The following is a 15987-nucleotide window of genomic DNA, read 5'->3' on the forward strand; positions in this document are numbered from 1 at the left end:
GCCTGGGGCAGCCGCCCGCCGGTGGACGGCCGACCGGTGGTGATGCCGGCCGGAGGAAGGTCAGCCGACCTTCTGGACCGTCCAGATCTGGGTCGCGCGGTCGTCCGCGCGCTGGAGGTCGAGCAGCCACTCGCCGTAGTACGGGCGCTTGCTGACCGTCAGGGCGTATCCGCCACTCGGGTCCGTGATGGTGGTCGTGCCGCCCTTGGTGTTCAGCTTCCACCGCTGGGTGGAGCCGTTGCCGCAGGGCTGCTGCGCGATCCACGTGCCCTCGGCCGGGGCACCGCCCGTCTGCAGGCACTTGCCGGAGACCGCGGACTTGATGCGGACCAGCCCGCCGCCCGCGTCCTCGAAGAGCCATTGCTGGTGGGCGTAGCCGTTGGCGCGCGCTCCGACGAGCACCGTGCCGTCGGCACTGCGACCGCCCCACAGCTCGGCGGCCATGCCGGTGCTGCCGTTGCCGAGGGTGTAGCGGGCGCCAGGAGTGGTGCGGTCGTCGGCGCCCGCCGTACGGAAGGTGGTGGCTTTGCCGGGTCCGCTGTCGCGGCCGGACGCGTCACGCACGGAGACGGCGACCTTGTACTCCGTGCCCGGCTGTAGGTTGTAGATGCGCACGGCCTGCGACTGAACCCACGTCAGGTGCTTGCCGTTCAGCAGGACCTGGTACCAGGCGGCGCCGTCAGCCTTGGACCAGCTCGCCACGGCAGAGTTCGACTGGATCTGACCAACCGTCACCGCCAGCTCGTCGGTGGGCTTCTTGGTCGGGGTCGGGCTGGGCGTCGGGTTGGGGTTGGGGCCCGGATCGACGCCGCCGCCCTTGGTCTTCATCAGGAACTGGTTGTCGGCGATGTTCCAGTGCGTGGCCAGGTAGCTTCCGGCCTTGGGACTGGTGTGGAAGTAGTCGTCGTGGTTGCAGTCCAGGATGTTCTCGGACGCCTTGTTGGTGCAGACGTTGCGCATCTGCGGGTAGTACGGCGTGTCCGAGTAGCACATGACGTCGAACTCGTCGGTGCAGTGGGCGCCCCGGCTGGTGTTGGGGGCGCTGTTGTTGACCGCACCAAGGTTGTGGCCGAGTTCGTGGGCGGCGGTGTGGCCGCCCCAGCAGCCGGAGTCCGTACGGCCGTAGGACGGGCCGAAGTTGCTTTGGTTGGCCTGACCGGGACGCTCGTCGCCGGCGAAGGTGCCGATGCCGCAGTAGACCTTGCTGTCGGCGAAGATCATGTACTTGCGGTCGCGGCGGTCGAGGCCCTTGGCGGCGAGCGCGCTGTTGGTCGCGCTGAACTCGGCAAGGGCGGAGGCCGGGACCTCGATGTTGAGCACCGTGGGGGTGCAGTCCGCGGCCGTGACGTAGCGGATGTGGCGTACTCCGCCGGTCTCCTGGGCGCTCGCCGAGTAGATGAGGTCGGCGTCGGCCGCCCACTTGCGGAACGAAGCGACGTACTCGGCGTACCGGTCCCGGCCGGGGCCGTGGACGTACACCACCTGGACGCGGTTGCCGGAGCTGCCGTCACCGTCGCACTGGACGGTCTGGCCTGCGGGCCCGGCGGCGACGGCCTGGCGGTTGCCGCCTGCGGGGGCCGGGGCCTTCGAGGCCGGAGTCTTCGCGGTGCTCGCGTCGGCGGCGGGCGCGTCCTGAGGGCGCCCGCTGCCTTCAGCCGTCGCGGCGCCGCCGTTGGGCTTGGCCGGATCGGACGCCACGGCCCGGGTCTTCACAACCGGGGAAACATCCTTCTTGATGTCGACGCCCTTGGGCGGCGCGTCGGGACCGTGGCTGCAGTGTCCAGCCGCCGTTCGGTAGACCCCGACGCAATGATCGCCCTTCGGCGCGGCCTTGAGGCCGTCGAAGACCATGCCGCGCGCCGTGTCGTTGGCGGGGCTGCCCACGATCGGCTCCGGTTCCGCCTCGCGGGCCGGTGCGGCGGCCGGTGACAGGGCGTTCTCGGCAGGTCTGGCCTGCGCAGGCGTTCCCGCCTTGGCTTGGTCACCAAGGCCGGAGTAGGCGATACCCCCCGCTATCACCGCTGCCGAAGCCATGGCGGCGGTGAGAAGTATCAACCTACGTGGTCTGCGCCGATGTTCACGTCTCTTTCGACGATGACTCGTCATGTGCACCTCAAATCCCTGGTCGAAGGAGTGGGTGAGCGGAAGCCTGCCAGACGGGTACGGTGGAGATTTCGGGCAAACGGGAATTAGGCGCAAGATATCTGACTGTTACCTTGCCCTACCTATTTGATGAACAGTCAATTCTGTTTGGGAGTAAGGTAGTTAGTCGACTGCACCGGGGATGGTCCAGGCCTTTTAGGCGATCTCGTTATCGAATCGAGATAAGCCCTGAGCCCTTATTGACGTTAATTCAGTCGAGGATTCATCTAATTACTACAAGCCGAATTGGCCCTGCTACGGCCGGTGAGAACCCGTCAACTTCGGTTGTGCAAAGGGTGAAGGCCGATGCCAGGGCAGGCCGGTGTTCATGCGGGCGGAGACCAAGAGGGCGGTCCGTGAGCGTTTGAGTTGAACGCAAGCCGTGCCCGGGCGACGGGCCGATGGGCAGTGGCGGTTGGTCGAGCCTCTGGCCACGGCGTGGAAAGACCGGCACCGCTCGGTCAGCGGCCACCCAGGGTGTCTCTGTGTGTCAGTTCCGGCCGGAATTCGGAGGAGCCCCATCCGGGGAGTCCGCGGGCGCTGTGGCGGTGGGCCGGTGTGGACAGCCGCCTGGTGATCGCCCCGGCCCGGCCGGCGCCGGGGAACAAGGCGGACGCCCACGTATGGCGGGAGCCGGGCCTGCCGGGGGCGGCCGGGGCGACGGTGATCGCGGACGGCCCCTACCTCGGCACCGGCCTGATCGTTCCGCACCGCAAGAGAGCTGGTCGCCCCTTCCTGCGCGGCCAGGAGGAGGACAACGCTGAACACCGACACGTCCGTGCCCGCGTCGAGCACACCTTCGCCGGATGAAGAACTGGAAGATCCTGCGCGACTGCAGCCAAAAAGGACGGCCTCCTTCACGCGGGCCAGGCCGTCGCCATCATGCACAACCTCGCCATGACACGGCCCGGCTTCCCTGCGCCGTCGCCCTCACGGTATGCGCCCTCGCCTGAGCGTCTTCCCCGCCGGCGGGCCAGGACCCGTCAGTGTACGTTCCGTGCGGGCCCAGTCAGGGGGCGTCAGGAAGCTGCCGCACACGGGGCCTGCGTTTCCAGGGGAGAGTTCTGACGGGCCCGGCGAGCCCATCGGGCCATCCTCGATGGAGCCCTTCACGCCAGCGGACGGGCTCGTGGTTCGGCGGTTGCTGAGGGCCACTGAGCGAGTCACGTCCCGCACGATCCGAGCATGATCAACCATTGACGATTCAACGTCTCACCCGTCTGTCGTGCACGAGCTCACCAGCGGGGCAGCGCACTACGTAAGTGACCGAACCTGGTGGTTCCGCTCAAGGCCGCCGAGAGTCCGAACGCGTATTCCTCGTTTACCTGCCGACACGAGATTCTCCGGTGCTGGTTCGGTGCTGACTTCGTAGGGCTAGCGGCGGAAGAACCGCAGGTCCCTGGGCTCATCACCATCGGCTGTGGCGTCCACAGGGGGGCTCCGGATCGAGGCCGCGGGCGCGTGAGGCGGGGCACCGGGCGGCTTCCGGGGGCCACGGGCTGTCCCGCAAGCCGCGGCACGGCTACCGCATCGCCCGCCTCTCCCGCGACGTCCTCGAGCTCGTCGACCACCTCGGGCTCGAACGGTTCGACGCGCCGGGCTGGTCAGGGCGACAACCTGACCGCCCCGGCGGCCGGTCAGGCGCTCAGTCCTGCCGTGGGGCTGGAACGCGGACCTGAATCCGACTCACGGTGCGCGCCAGAGGTTCGCGAAGGCCGTGTTCTCGATGGTTCGCCGCTGGCGTGCGGCCTCCAGCTCCATCACGGCGTCGTGGACGGCGGCAACCACGGTGGTCACCGCCTCGTCAGCGAGGCCGGGCTCGTCGTCGGATCGTCCGTCGTCGATGCCTACGGCCGAGGCCAGGGCGGTCAGGACAGGTTCCTTGTCCGCCCAGCGGTGCTCTGCCCGGCGGCGGGTGGCCGTATCGACCGACTCCACCTGCTCGGGACCGAAGGGCAACCAGCCGCTTCGCTTCCGCGTCAGCTCGCCGTCCTCCTCCAGGGCGGTCTGGTACGCGGCCGAGAGGTCTCGGCCCCGGCGCCACAGCCAGTCCTCGATCCGCTCGTAGGGTGTCTGCCGGGTGAGCCGTTCCGCAGCCTCGCCGAGGAGCCGGTCGTCCGGCGTCGGCGGCCCGCCCGGCACGATACGGTCGCCGTCCACCGTGATGGCACCCGCACCGATGAGATCGATCAGCTCGGCCCCGGCGAGTGCGAGCGACAGGTCACCCTGTCCCACGGCATGCTCCGGCCTCGCGTCCATGGCGATGATGAACAGGTCTTTCGCCGTGGTCATGAACGGCTCCCCTCGGAGACATCGACAAAAGTGTGTCACCCGTGCCCGGGCCGCGTCCGCAGTCGGTTCGGCGGCCGGGCGACGACTGTCACGATCAGTATCGCCTCCGCCCCGGCGGCCAAGGCCCTGTCGCACGGCAGGAGACTCTGCCGATGACACCGGACAGGTCCGTCACCCGCCCGTCGTGACGGCCGCCTTGTCGATGAGCGTGTCGAGCAGGGCGAGCAGGACGTCGCGGACGTCTGCGCGCAGGCGGGCGTCGAGCATGAGGACCGGCGTCTCCGGGTCGCGCAGCCGCAGCGCGGCGCGGATCTCCTCCGCCGTGTACGGCTGTTCGCCGTGGAAGCAGTTCGCGGCGACCACGAAGGGCAGCCCGCGGTTCTCGAAGAAGTCGACGGCCGGGAAGCTCCGGTCGAGGCGGCGGGTGTCGACCAGCACGATCGCCCCGAGCGCGCCGTTCAGCAGGTCGTCCCACATGAACCAGAAGCGCTCCTGACCCGGGGTGCCGAACAGGTAGAGGACGACCCCGGCGTCGGTGAGCGTCAGGCGGCCGAAGTCCATGGCCACGGTGGTGACCGTCTTGGACTCGATGCCGTCGAGGTCGTCGACGCCGACGCCCGCGCTCGTCAGCCGTTCCTCCGTACGCAACGGCTCGATCTCGGAGATCGTCTCGACCAGGGTCGTCTTGCCGACCCCGAAACCCCCGGCGACGAGGATCTTGACGGGGGCCACTTCTTGGGCAGGGCTGTCATATCCGGGCAAGGTTGTCCCTGATTCTCCTGAGCAGGTGGACATTGGTGGTCTCGGGCCCTTCCAGGGGTGGCCGGTGGACGATCAGTCCACGGTCCGAGAGTTCGCCGAGGAGCATCGTCATCGGGGTGAGACGGATCCCCATCCGCGCGGCGATCTCGGCGACCGCGAGGCCGCCCGGCGGCGCGCACATGTCGAGGACGGCGCGCCATTCGGTGGGCAGTCCGCTCCGGGCGTCCGCCCCGGCCGCCGCCGTGATCGTGGTGTCCATCGTGAGGACGGTGTGCGGCGCTGCCGTACGCCCGTCGGTCAGGGCGTACAGCCTCGGCCGGCGGCGGCCCCGCGACGGCCGCGCTGGTCCGCTCTGCGGCTCGTCCGCCATCAGGTCCTCGGCGCCTGGGCGCGTTCGGGGGTGCCGAGCCACTCGCCGAGCGCCTGGGCGGTCCGTACCGCCTCGCCGCCCAGTTCGCCGAGCCGGGCCTTGCGCGAGGTCACCACGATGAGCGTGCTGCCCTCCCCGCACCCGACGATGCACAGGTACCGGTCGTCCATCTCGACCAGTTGACGGATTACCCGGCCGCCCTCGACCTCGCGGGATATCGCCTTCATCGTGGCGGCGATCCCCGAACACGCGGCGGCGATGCGCTCCGCCCGGGGCCTGTCGAGGAGGTAGGCGCTGAGCATGATCCCGTCGTTGGACAGCAGCACGGCTCCCTCGACGCCTGCGATCCGGCTCAGGTTGTTGTCCAGGACGCTGTAGATCATTTCGTTGGATGGCGTAGTCATGACTGTTCCCGCGTTTCCTGTCGGAGCTCGTCTTCCGCTTGCTGGGTGCCGTGTTCGTAGTCCGCCCAGGCGTCGGCCACCTCTTCGGGGGTCGCCGCGTCCCGGTCGACGGCCGCCTCCGGTGCGCGAGGGGCCCGGAGCTGGTCTGCCATGTGGGTCTGCGGGACGCGCTCGGGCAGGGCCGGCCGCGCGTCGCCGTCCCGAGGCGCGGGGCGGACCGGCTGGGGGTTCTCCCGCTGGGGCGCGGGCTCGGGAGCTCGGCGGCTCGGCAGCCCGGACGCGGTGTGCAGGACCAGTTCGGGCCTCAGGTCGGCGGGCCTGAACTCGGCGCCCTTGCGCTCGGAAGGCTTGAGCTCGTCAGGCGTGCGCTCCTCGGCCCGGAGCTGCGCGGGGACGGACGGCGCCGGAGTGCCCGACGGCGGCGGCTCCTCGGTCGGCACCAGCAGGCCCTGGGGAAGGACCACCACGGCCGACGTGCCGCCGTAGACCGAGCGCCGCAGCGTGACGCCCGCGCCGAGCTGGTCGGCGAGGTGGCCGACGACGAACAGTCCGAGCCGGTGCGCGTTCTCCGCAAGGACGGAGTACGGCGGGGCGGAGTGCAGGCGCCCGTTCATCTCCTCGTACTTCTCCGTGGCGACCCGGGGTCCACGGTCCTCGATCTCGATCGACAGGCCGTCCGCCACGAGTTCGGCACGGATGGCCACCTTCGATCTCGGCGGGGAGAACCGGGTGGCGTTGTCGAGGAGCTCCGCGAGGAGATGGCTGACCTGGCTGATCACGCTCGGCATCACACTGATCTCGTCCAGCGCCTGCCGCTCGATCCGCCTGAAGTCCTCGACCTCCGCGGCCGCTTCGCGCAGCAGGTCGGCGACGCGCATGGGCTCGGTGTGCGGGTCGGGGATCTCGCCGCCCGCCAGGATGAGCAGGTTCTCGATCTGCCGTCGCATACCCACCGTCAACTGATCGGACCGCATCAGCCGGGAGAGGAGCTCCTCGTCGTGGCCGAACGCGTCCTGGATGTCCTCGGTCAGGCTCAGCTGGCGGCTGACCAGGTTGCCGGTACGCGAGGCGATGCCGGCGGCGAACATGCCGAAGCCGTGGCGTTCCGCCGCGAGCCGGCGGTGCCCGTCGACGGAGACGGCGACGACGCGGGCGAACGCGTCGCTGACCCGGCCGACCTCGTCCCGGTCACCGCTCTCCGCCGGCAGGGCGTCGGCCTCGACGCGCTGTCCGCGCTGGAGCCGGGCCACGACGTCCGGCAGCGTCTCCTCGGCGACGGTCACGGTGCGTTCGTGCAGGCCGCGCAGGCGGCGCAGCATCGAGCGTGTGGTGAGGAAGACGACGACCACGACGACCAGCAGGGCGCCACCGCTTCCCGCGACCAACCAGGTGACCTCGGCCTCGAGCTCCGCGGCCTTGGCCTCGGCGGAGGCGAGCACGTCCCTCGAGCGTTCGGCGTTGAGCGCGGTCAGCTGGTCCGTGACCTCCTTGTGGGCGGCCTGCCAGCCGCCGACCTCGCGGGGCAGCCTGACGCCGGACGCGAGGTCCCGGTGGTCGGAGATGATCGCCTGCTCGATACGGATCTTCGTCAGCCACGCCTTCGATCCGGTGATCCGCTCGAAGGAAGCGCGCTCTTCAGCGGGCAGATACGGGACGATCGACGTGTCGTGCAGGTGGTTTCCTGCGCCGACGGCCTTGATGAACTCGGCGAACCCGGCGGAGCTCAGCTCCCTGGAGCGCCCGGCCGACGCCAGGATCGCGTCCTCGCGGGCCGTCATCTCGGAGGCCGAGAGCATGGCGACGACCGGCCGGCTCTCCTGGGTGAGTTCGGCGTCCTCCGCGTGGCTGAACTCGTCCTGGAAGAGACGGATCATCCGGTCGATCGCATCGGTGTAGTAGCCCGTCGTGGCCTCGACGTTTCCGTGACGTTCGTCGGCACGCTCGCGCTGCGCGGCCAGCGTGTCGAGGGCGCTCGTCACTTCTTCGAGGTGACGGTCCGTACGCTCGGCGTCCGCCCCGGCAGCGCCCGACGACCGGCGGAATTCGGCCACGACGCGGTCGGTGTCCGTCCGCTGCCGACGCAGCTCGTCGTCGGCCACGGAGTCGGCGTCCGCCCACCGCGCGGCCGTCATCGTCCGCTCGGCCTGCATCTCGGCCATCAGCCTGAACAGAGGTGCGCCGATCCGTTCACCGGCCGCCACGTCGGCCCGCAGGTGTTCCGACTGCGCGAGCAGCCGCTGTGTGCTGACGGCGACTTGGGCGCCCATCGCCACGGTGGGGACCACCGCCAGCCAGATGAGCAGCGTACGCAGGCGCACGGTACGCCGTCTGCGGGTCGTCGACCGCGGGCGTGGACCTTCGTGGTGTGTGGGAGACATCGGTCCTCTGAGCGGGGAAGGGCCATGACGGACCGACAGCCGGAGCGGCCCAGTCCCTGGGGAGGGGGACAGGGGGAACGGCCGCTCCGGCTGCGGCGACTTACGAAGGTGCCGATCATAACCAGCCACCCGGGAGAGCGGAGTTCTTGATTCCGATGGTGGGGCGTGGTATTTGGCGGCGAGATTTTGCCGACCGGAGTCCCTATCGGAACGCAACCGCGATGTCACGCACCGGTGGCCGGGGAGCGGATGGCGCCCCCCGCCGGCCGACGCGTCAGGCGGCGGTACCGGTGGCGTTGAGCGTGACGGGGATGTTGTCCCGGGTGGCCTTGGAGTACGGGCAGATCTGGTGGGCCGCGTGCGCCAGTTCCTCGGCGGTCGCCTGATCCACGCCGCCGAGGACGGGGCTGAGGACGGCCGAGAGGGAGAACTCGCCGTCATCTCCGTGGGTGAGCGTGATGTCGGCGGTGATGGTGGTGCTGGTGAGCCGGATCTTGCGGGTGGCGGCGGCGCGGCGCAGGGCGCCGAGGAAGCAGGCGGCCCAGCCGGTGGCCAACAGCTGCTCGGGGTTTGTCGCGTCGCCGGAGCCGCCGAACTCCTTGGGGATGGCGAGCCGGGTCTCCAGGAGGCCGTCCTGGGAGCGGACGCGACCGCCGTTGCGGCCCTCTCCGTCGACGTCGACGTGGGCCGTGTAGGTGACTGCCATGACTCGTGCTCCTTGTCCGAGGTGAACGCGCTTCGGCATGCCTGATGGCCCCGGGACACCGTCGGGGCGTCACCGGTTGAAGCGGTGACGGCATCGTGGCAGGCGTCTGTGTCACCGGTCAAGCGGGTGGAACTCTGGAGCGCGTAAACCGCCGCTGACTAAGGGGTTCTGACAGAGTCGCAGGTGGACGCATGGGCGCGTCACTGGTTTGACAGGTGACTCGCGGCATGTGAAGGTGGCCGTGCCACCAGCCGGCTGCGGGCCGGTCCCCGGAAGCGTGCGACGGAGGGGTTTCTCGTGATCAACAGGCGTATGTTCGGCAAGGCCGTCGGCCTGGGTACCGGCGCGGCCGCGGTCTCGCCGGCCGGCCTGCCATCCACGGCGTCCGCCATGGGCGGTACGTCCGGCGCGTCCAGTGCATCCGTCGCGGTCGCCACGGCCGGCACCCACACTGCCTTCCCCGCACTCAAGCAGGTCAAGGCGGGTGTCCTGGACGTCAGTTACGCCGAGGCGGGGCCCGCCCACGGCCCGGTCGTCCTGTGCCTGCACGGCTGGCCCTACGACATCCACAGCTACGTCGACGTCGCCCCGCTCCTCGCCGGCCTGGGGTACCGCGTCATCGTGCCGTACCTGCGAGGCCACGGTGGTACGCGGTTCCTGTCCCGCCGTACACCCCGCACCGCCGAGCAGTCCGCCGTCGCACTCGACATCGTCGCCCTGATGGATGCCCTCAAGATCGAGAAGGCGGTGCTCGCCGGCTTCGACTGGGGCTCGCGCACCGCCGACATCATCGCGGCCCTATGGCCCGAGCGCGTCAAGGCCCTTGTCTCGACCGGCGGTTACCTCATCACCAACCGCAAGGCGCAGCAGGAGCCCGCCGCCGCGGCCGTCGAGCACAAGTGGTGGTACCAGTGGTACTTCGCCACGGAGCGCGGCAAGAAGGCGATGGAGGACGTCGACGAGCGCATCGCCCTGTGCCGCTACGTGTGGACCCTCGTCTCGCCCCGTTGGGACTTCGACGAGGCCACCTTCCGGCGCACCGCCGAGGCGTTCAAGAACCCCGACTACGCGGCTGTCGTGCTCTTCAACTACCGGTGGCGCATCGGTCTGATCGAGGGGGAGGGCCGCTACAGCCGTTACGAGGCGCAGCTCGCCGCGCAGCCGCCCGTTCGGGTGCCCACGATCACCCTCGACCCGGCTCTCGATCCCTTCACCCCGCCCGGTGACGGCTCCGCCTACCGCCACCACTTCACCGGCCCTTACGAGCACCGCACCATCGCGGACGTCGGCCACAACCTGCCGCAGGAGGCGCCGACCGCCTTCGCGCAGGCCGTCGTCGACGCCGACCGCCTCTGAGGCGGGTCTCACTCGCTCGTCACCTCGTTGAGGAGTGACGAGGGGAAGATCAGTCGAAGAACACCGATGAAGTGGAGTACGGGAGATGAACGAGGAACTCGCCGCGGAAGCCGCCGCGGCCGCGGCGCGGCACGCCCGCTACGGCAAGCTCCCCGAGCGGATCCGCTTCGAGGACATGGCCGAAGAGGTGGAGAGCGAGCCGGGCGGGGCCGCTGCGTCGTACGACCCCGCTGGCTCCTGGAAGTACCACTCGTGCCTCGCCCTCGAATGGGGGCTGTAGGCGGCCGTCGGCCTTCCGCGACCGGCGCCGTCTTCTTGCGGGCGCGGTAGGCCGCGGCCTTGATCTTGTTGCCGCAGGACTCCATGCCGCACCACTGTCGGCGCATCCCACGGGAGCGGTCGATGTAGACGCGCGTGCACTCGGGATTGCCGCACTCCTTGAGGAGCGGGACGTCCGAGCCGCTGAGCAGTTCGACGGTCTGTCGGGCGACGGTGGCCAGGGCCTGCGCGGGCGTCGCGTCGGTGTGCCGGCCCCGCAGGGTGAGCTGGGGAGTCGCAGGAACCTGGCGGGCGGCGGCGTTGAGTACCGCGAGCGCCTGCCGGTCGAAGTCCTCACCGAGGCGACGGTCGGTGACGAGCCGGTACACCGCCTCGCGCACCGCGATCGCCTCCCGGACGTCGTCCTCCGTGCCGGGCGTGACCGTGTCCACGAGCCCCGACTCCACGAACCAGGCGTTGAGCCGGTCCGGCGTCACGAACATCTCGAACCGGGTCGAACGCCGGGCGCGCAGCGTGGCCGCGAAGTCGAGAGCCGGGTGGCCGCACACGAAAACATGGTCAAGATTCACATCACCATCTTGACAGGTGACTGGGGCGGCGGGCAAGGTTCGTCGCTGTCCAGCCGTTCAGGGCGGCCCCCCGGCGTACCCGGCGCCTCACCCCATCGGGGCCCCCGTCGTCTCGAGCGTTCCGTCGGTCAGGCGCAGCCAGCGGTTCACGCCGATCTCGGCGAGGAACCGCTCGTCGTGGCTGACCACGATGAAGGCGCCCCGGTAGGAGTCCAGCGCGCTCTCCAGCTGGCCCACGCTGACCAGGTCGAGGTTGTTGGTCGGCTCGTCCAGGAGCAGCAGTTGAGGAGCCGGTTCGGCGCACAGGACGCAGGCCAGGGTGGCACGCAGCCGTTCGCCGCCGGAGAGCACGCCGACGGGCAGATGCGCCCGCGGTCCGCGGAAGAGGAAGCGCGCGAGCAGGTTCATCCGCTCCGCCTCGGGCCGCTCGGGCGCGAACGCGGCGAAGTTCTCCGCCACCGTACGGTCGAGGTCCAGCAGGTCCAGGCGCTGCGAGAGAGAGGCGACGCGTCCGTCGCCGCGCTTGATCTCCCCGCCGTCCGGGGCGAGTTCGCCGGTGATCAGCCGCATCAGGGTGGTCTTTCCGGCGCCGTTGGGGCCGGTCAGGGCGATGCGCTCGGGCCCACGCACGGAGAGGTCGACGCCGCCCTCCGCGAAGACGGCCCTGCCGTCGTGCCGGACCTGCATTCCCTCGCCGAGGAAGAGGTTGCGCCCCGCGGGCACCTGCGTGTCAGGCAGGTCCAGGACGATGCGCTGCTCCTCGCGGAGCGCGCGCCCGGCCTCGTCGAGGCGGGCCTTGGCCTCGCCGACCCGGGACGCGTGCATCTGCCCGGCCCGGCCCGCGGACTCCTGGGCGCCACGCTTCATGTTCCCGGCGAAGATGCGCGGCAGACCCGCGTTCTTGAGGTTGCGGGCCGCGTTGCTCGCCCGGCGCTCGGCGCGCTCGCGGGCCTGCTGCAGTTCCCGCTTCTCCCGCTTCAGCTCCTGCTCGGCGTTGCGGACGTTCTTCTCGGCGACCTCCTGCTCGGCCCGCACGGCCTCCTCGTAGGCGGTGAAGTTGCCGCCGTGCAGGCGCAGTCGGGAGCCGCCGAGTTCGGCGATGCCGTCCATGCGGTCGAGCAGGGCGCGGTCGTGGGCGACCAGCAGCAGAATGCCGCTGAAGTCCGCCAGCACGTCGTACAGCTTGTGCCGGGCGTCCCGGTCGAGGTTGTTGGTCGGCTCGTCGAGCAGCAGGACGTCGGGGCGCTTGAGCAGTTGGGCGGCGAGGCCGAGTTGGACGACCTGGCCACCGCTGAGCGTGCTCAGACGGCGGTCGAGGGCGAGGCCGGTCAGGCCGAGACGGTCGAGCTGGGCGCGCGTGCGCTCCTCGATGTCCCAGTCGTCGCCGATCGTGGTGAAGTGCTCCTCGCTCACGTCTCCGGACTCGACGGCGTCCAGGGCGCGGATCACGGCGGCGACGCCAAGCACCTCGGCGACGGTGACGTCGCCTGTCAGGGGGAGCGTCTGCGGCAGGTGACCGAGGGTGCCGCCGACGGACACCGAGCCGGTGGCGGGCCGCAGTTCGCCTGCGATCAGCTTGAGCAGGGTGCTCTTGCCGGAGCCGTTGGGGGCGACCAGGCCGGTCCTGCCGGTGGTCAGGGTGAAGGACAGGTCCTGGAAGACAGGGGTGTCGTCGGGCCAGGAGAAGGACAGGTTCGAGCAGACGACGGTGACGTCGGACATGAAAGAGACCTCGGGAGGGCTGGGGGCGAAGACAGCTCCGCCCCGGGCAGACGCGGGGAACGGGGGTACGACGAACGGCCCGCTTCGGCGGCGCTTCTTCAGCACGCCCGCGGCCGTCAGCTCCGGATCTCACCCGGAGATGTCGTCGTCACCCGCCACGACTGCAACTCCTCAATACATGGTCTACGTCTCCGCCAGCCTAACAGTCCTCCTCAAGAGGGGACGACGATTTCCGGGCTGCTGGACCGGCGGCTGGACCGGCGGCTCGCCGGGCTGCCGGACCGGCGGCTTCGGGCCGTGCGCAGGGCCGAGGCGCGCTGGACGAGGCGGCTGACGCCCTTGGCGTACGCGATGCCGAAGGCGAGGGAGGCGACGAGGGCCAGGGGCTCCGACACGTCGTCGAGGAGTGGGAAGACCTGCCAGTGCGTCAGGTAGATGGCCAGCGAGCTGCCGGCGAGCAGGCCGGCCGCCTGATTGAGGCGGTGGCTGCTGGGGAGGGCCGGGAACCACACCAGCAGGCAGAAGCCCGCCATGACGAACAGCTCACGGCCCGGTTCGCCGGGGAAGAAGCCAGGGACGGTGGCCAGGGCGGCGAGGGTCACGAGGAGCCGCCGGCCCGTGGTGGAGGACTGGGCAGCCGCCCAGCCGAGGGCGAAGAGCCAGAAGACGCTGACGGCGTCGGTGATCTGGGCGCGGGGCGGCAGGCCCACCAACTCGTAGCGGGAGAGCAGTCCGACGGCGGCCAGGGCTACGGGCAGCGCGTACGGAAAGCGGCGCTCCAGTCGGTGGACCGAGGGGACGGCGAGCAGGGCCATCAGCGCCAGCAGCATGTAGACGAGGGCCTCGACGAACCAGAGGTGTATACGGGTGCTCGTGTCCTCGGGCCAGAGCGCGTTGTGCAGGAGGAAGAGGTTGGAGAGGTCGTAGTCGTCGTCGATGAGGAGCGCGAAGGCGGTCCACGCCACGGTGGGGACGGCGATCCTCGCGATGCCACGGGCCGTACGACGCGTCCTTTCGCGCCGCTCGGGAGAGGCGAGCAGGAAGCGGGCGAAGTTGTAACCGGCGACGGCGAGCAGCAGATGGGCTCCGCCACGGAGCTCGAAGAGGCTGATGTGCGAGCCGACGATGCACACGATGGCCACCGCGCGCAGGACGACGCTGGTCTCCACGTGCCGCCGCGACCGGCCTTCCCGGGCGGGCGTCCCCTGCTTCTCCAGTTCGCGCAGGGGCGTCGTGTGCCAGTTCGGCGGCAGTTGACCGAGGCGCTGTTCGAGGTGGAGTGACATCTCGACGTACGACAGGGAGTCGCCGCCGAGGGAGACGAAGGAGCTGTCCGGCGTCACGTCGGGGCGGTCGAGGATCCGTGCGTAGAGCGCGCGGAGGTCCTCCGGGGCCGCGCCCGCGTCGGCCGGGGACTCTGCGGCCGGGTGGTTCAGGGCGCGTACGGCCGGATAGTCGGGCTTGCCCGTGGGGAGCCGGGGGAGTTCGGGCATCAGATGGACGCGGACCGCGCGGGCGGGCAGGCCGCACGCGTCCACCACGCGTCTTCGAATCCGTCGTTCGTCCCAGCCGGGTCTGCGGACGACGGCGAGGGCGAGTGCCTCGTCGTCGCCCGCGCACAGGGCGTCGAGGCCGTGCCGTTGGAGCATGGCCTCGATCTGCTGGGGGTCGATGCGCAGGCCGAGGATCTTCAGGAAGTGGCTGCGCCGGCCGACGATCTCGTACAGGCCGTCCTCGGTGCGGCGGGCGAGGTCGCCGGTGCGCAGGGTGTCGACCGTCCGGCCGAGGGCGAGGTCGTCGCGGGTGTGGGCGTAGCCGAGCATGACGTTCGGGCCGGAGTAGACGAGTTCGCCGACGTCGGGTCCGGGTGACTCCTCGACGGGTTCGAGGGAGAACGAGCCGCCGGGCACCGGGACGCCGATCGCCCCGGGATGTGTGGTGGCCAGGGCCGGCGGGAGATAGGCCATCCGGGCGGTCGCCTCGGTCTGGCCGTACATGACGAACAGCTCCCAGCCGCGGCGCGCGCCCAGTTCGGCGTAGCGGGTGACGTGTTCGGGCGCGAGGCGACCGCCGGCCTGGGTGATGTACCGCAGGTGGGGGAGGTCCATGTCGGCGAAGCCGACGCGGTCGAGCAGGTCGAAGGTGTAGGGGACACCGGCCAGCGTGGTGCCGCCGGCCGTCCGGAAGAGGTCCCAGAAGCAGGCGTCGGCCACGGAGAGGCCGGTCAGCACGAGTCCGGCGCCGCGCAGGAGGTGGCTGTGGATCACGGACAGGCCGTAGCAGTAGTGCATCGGCAAGGTGGTCGCGGCCCGGTCGGTGTCGCGGATGTCCAGGTAGGTGGCGATCGCGTCGGCGTTCGCCTGGAGGTTCTCGTAGGAGAGCCGGACCAGCTTGGGCGAGCCGCTGGAGCCGGACGTGCTGAGCAGGAGCGCGAGGTCGGGGTGGAGGGTGTGGGCGGAGGTGGGACGCCGCTCCTCGATCCGCCATGCGCCCTGCCCGTCCTCGTCGTCGCCCGGGTGGGCCACGACGTCCGGGTCGTACGCGGAGGTGAGCGCGGCGACCGCCTCGGGGTGGTCGCCGGGCACGAGCAGCACCGCGTGGCCCGCCGACAGCGCGGCCAGGTGGACGACGAGCGCTCCGACGGTGTTGGCGCCGGGCAGCAGGACCAGCCGGCGGTGCGTGCCGAGTCGGCGGGCCGCCTCCTCGACCCGGTGGGCCAGTTCGCGGTACGACATCTCGCCGCCGGCGGTCACGAGGGCGGTGCGGTCGCCGTGCAGCGCGAGGTCACGGGCGAACGGAAGGGCGTGGCCACCGACGGGCGGGGCAGGGAGGAGCGTCACGGGCGCATCGTAGGTAAGCCTTTCCTTATCGAGAAGAGGGGGAGGTGGTTCCGGATGCCTACTCGGAACCGTGTTGTTATCAAAGTCAGGCTTGACCCTTAGGTTAGCTTTACCTTATCAATGCCGTATTCACAGGTTCCTTGGTAACTGACAGCAGGAAGGCCCCA

11 protein-coding genes and 3 pseudogenes are annotated in these 15987 nt (G+C 70.4%); 4 read left to right on the forward strand and 10 right to left on the reverse strand.

Translation table 11 applies throughout. The features are described 5' to 3' along the window. Positions 1 to 60: 60 nt before the first annotated feature. A complete protein-coding gene (locus ACWF79_RS24810; RefSeq protein ID WP_453730336.1) occupies positions 61 to 2034 on the reverse strand; it encodes an RICIN domain-containing protein in 1974 nt (657 codons plus the stop codon). Positions 2035 to 2513: 479 nt separating this feature from the next. Here ACWF79_RS24810 and ACWF79_RS24815 point away from each other — a divergent pair. Both ACWF79_RS24815 and ACWF79_RS24820 read left to right on the forward strand, forming a co-directional pair. Continuing rightward, a pseudogene (locus ACWF79_RS24815) lies at positions 2514 to 2620 on the forward strand (IS5/IS1182 family transposase); the annotation flags it as partial. Positions 2621 to 2703: 83 nt separating this feature from the next. Further along, a pseudogene (locus ACWF79_RS24820) lies at positions 2704 to 3045 on the forward strand (transposase family protein); the annotation flags it as partial. Positions 3046 to 3828: 783 nt separating this feature from the next. Here ACWF79_RS24820 and ACWF79_RS24825 read toward each other — a convergent pair. The 6 genes from ACWF79_RS24825 to ACWF79_RS24850 form a co-directional block, all read right to left on the reverse strand. Beyond that, a complete protein-coding gene (locus ACWF79_RS24825; RefSeq protein WP_453730337.1) occupies positions 3829 to 4434 on the reverse strand; it encodes a GOLPH3/VPS74 family protein in 606 nt (201 codons plus the stop codon). Positions 4435 to 4605: 171 nt separating this feature from the next. Next, positions 4606 to 5166: a GTP-binding protein gene (locus tag ACWF79_RS24830; protein ID WP_453730386.1), complete on the reverse strand. Its 561-nt coding sequence runs from the start codon at positions 5164 to 5166 to the stop codon at positions 4606 to 4608. A 16-nt stretch (positions 5167 to 5182) separates the two neighbouring features. Next, positions 5183 to 5566, reverse strand: coding sequence for a DUF742 domain-containing protein (locus ACWF79_RS24835; RefSeq protein WP_453730338.1), 384 nt, complete (start codon positions 5564 to 5566; stop codon positions 5183 to 5185). Then, entirely contained in the window at positions 5566 to 5970 is a 405-nt protein-coding gene (locus ACWF79_RS24840; RefSeq protein ID WP_453730339.1) for a roadblock/LC7 domain-containing protein, read from the reverse strand. Before ACWF79_RS24840 ends, ACWF79_RS24835 begins: the two co-directional genes overlap by 1 nt. Next, the gene (locus ACWF79_RS24845; protein WP_453730340.1) at positions 5967 to 8288 is read right to left on the reverse strand and encodes a nitrate- and nitrite sensing domain-containing protein; all 2322 of its coding nucleotides are present in this window, start codon (positions 8286 to 8288) and stop codon (positions 5967 to 5969) included. Before ACWF79_RS24845 ends, ACWF79_RS24840 begins: the two co-directional genes overlap by 4 nt. A gap of 334 nt (positions 8289 to 8622) precedes the next feature. Further along, entirely contained in the window at positions 8623 to 9054 is a 432-nt protein-coding gene (locus tag ACWF79_RS24850; protein WP_453730341.1) for an organic hydroperoxide resistance protein, read from the reverse strand. A gap of 297 nt (positions 9055 to 9351) precedes the next feature. On the opposite strand from ACWF79_RS24850, the gene ACWF79_RS24855 reads away from it, so the two are divergent. Further along, entirely contained in the window at positions 9352 to 10410 is a 1059-nt protein-coding gene (locus tag ACWF79_RS24855; RefSeq protein ID WP_453730342.1) for an alpha/beta fold hydrolase, read from the forward strand. An 85-nt stretch (positions 10411 to 10495) separates the two neighbouring features. Further along, positions 10496 to 10690 (forward strand): hypothetical protein, encoded by a 195-nt coding sequence (locus ACWF79_RS24860; RefSeq protein ID WP_453730343.1) that lies wholly within the window; start codon positions 10496 to 10498, stop codon positions 10688 to 10690. Positions 10691 to 10712: 22 nt separating this feature from the next. Here ACWF79_RS24860 and ACWF79_RS24865 read toward each other — a convergent pair. From ACWF79_RS24865 to ACWF79_RS24875, 3 genes and pseudogenes are all read right to left on the reverse strand, one after another. Beyond that, positions 10713 to 11258, reverse strand: a pseudogene (locus ACWF79_RS24865) (CGNR zinc finger domain-containing protein); the annotation flags it as partial. A gap of 87 nt (positions 11259 to 11345) precedes the next feature. After that, positions 11346 to 12980, reverse strand: a complete 1635-nt coding sequence (locus ACWF79_RS24870; RefSeq protein ID WP_453730344.1) for an ABC-F family ATP-binding cassette domain-containing protein — start codon at positions 12978 to 12980, stop codon at positions 11346 to 11348. 212 nt (positions 12981 to 13192) lie between these two features. After that, positions 13193 to 15820 carry an AMP-binding protein gene (locus ACWF79_RS24875; protein WP_453730345.1) on the reverse strand — a complete coding sequence of 876 codons (2628 nt, stop codon included), beginning with the start codon at positions 15818 to 15820 and terminating at the stop codon, positions 13193 to 13195. Positions 15821 to 15987: the final 167 nt, after the last annotated feature.

The organism is Streptomyces sp. NPDC054975, from assembly GCF_053609105.1.

Coding starts and splice junctions, on each gene's coding strand:
- ACWF79_RS24810 (WP_453730336.1), bottom strand. CDS start 2,034: ATGGCTTCGGCAGCGGTGATAGCGGGGGGTATCGCCTACTCCGGCCTT.
- ACWF79_RS24825 (WP_453730337.1), bottom strand. CDS start 4,434: ATGACCACGGCGAAAGACCTGTTCATCATCGCCATGGACGCGAGGCCG.
- ACWF79_RS24835 (WP_453730338.1), bottom strand. CDS start 5,566: ATGGCGGACGAGCCGCAGAGCGGACCAGCGCGGCCGTCGCGGGGCCGC.
- ACWF79_RS24840 (WP_453730339.1), bottom strand. CDS start 5,970: ATGACTACGCCATCCAACGAAATGATCTACAGCGTCCTGGACAACAAC.
- ACWF79_RS24850 (WP_453730341.1), bottom strand. CDS start 9,054: ATGGCAGTCACCTACACGGCCCACGTCGACGTCGACGGAGAGGGCCGC.
- ACWF79_RS24860 (WP_453730343.1), top strand. CDS start 10,496: ATGAACGAGGAACTCGCCGCGGAAGCCGCCGCGGCCGCGGCGCGGCAC.
- ACWF79_RS24870 (WP_453730344.1), bottom strand. CDS start 12,980: ATGTCCGACGTCACCGTCGTCTGCTCGAACCTGTCCTTCTCCTGGCCC.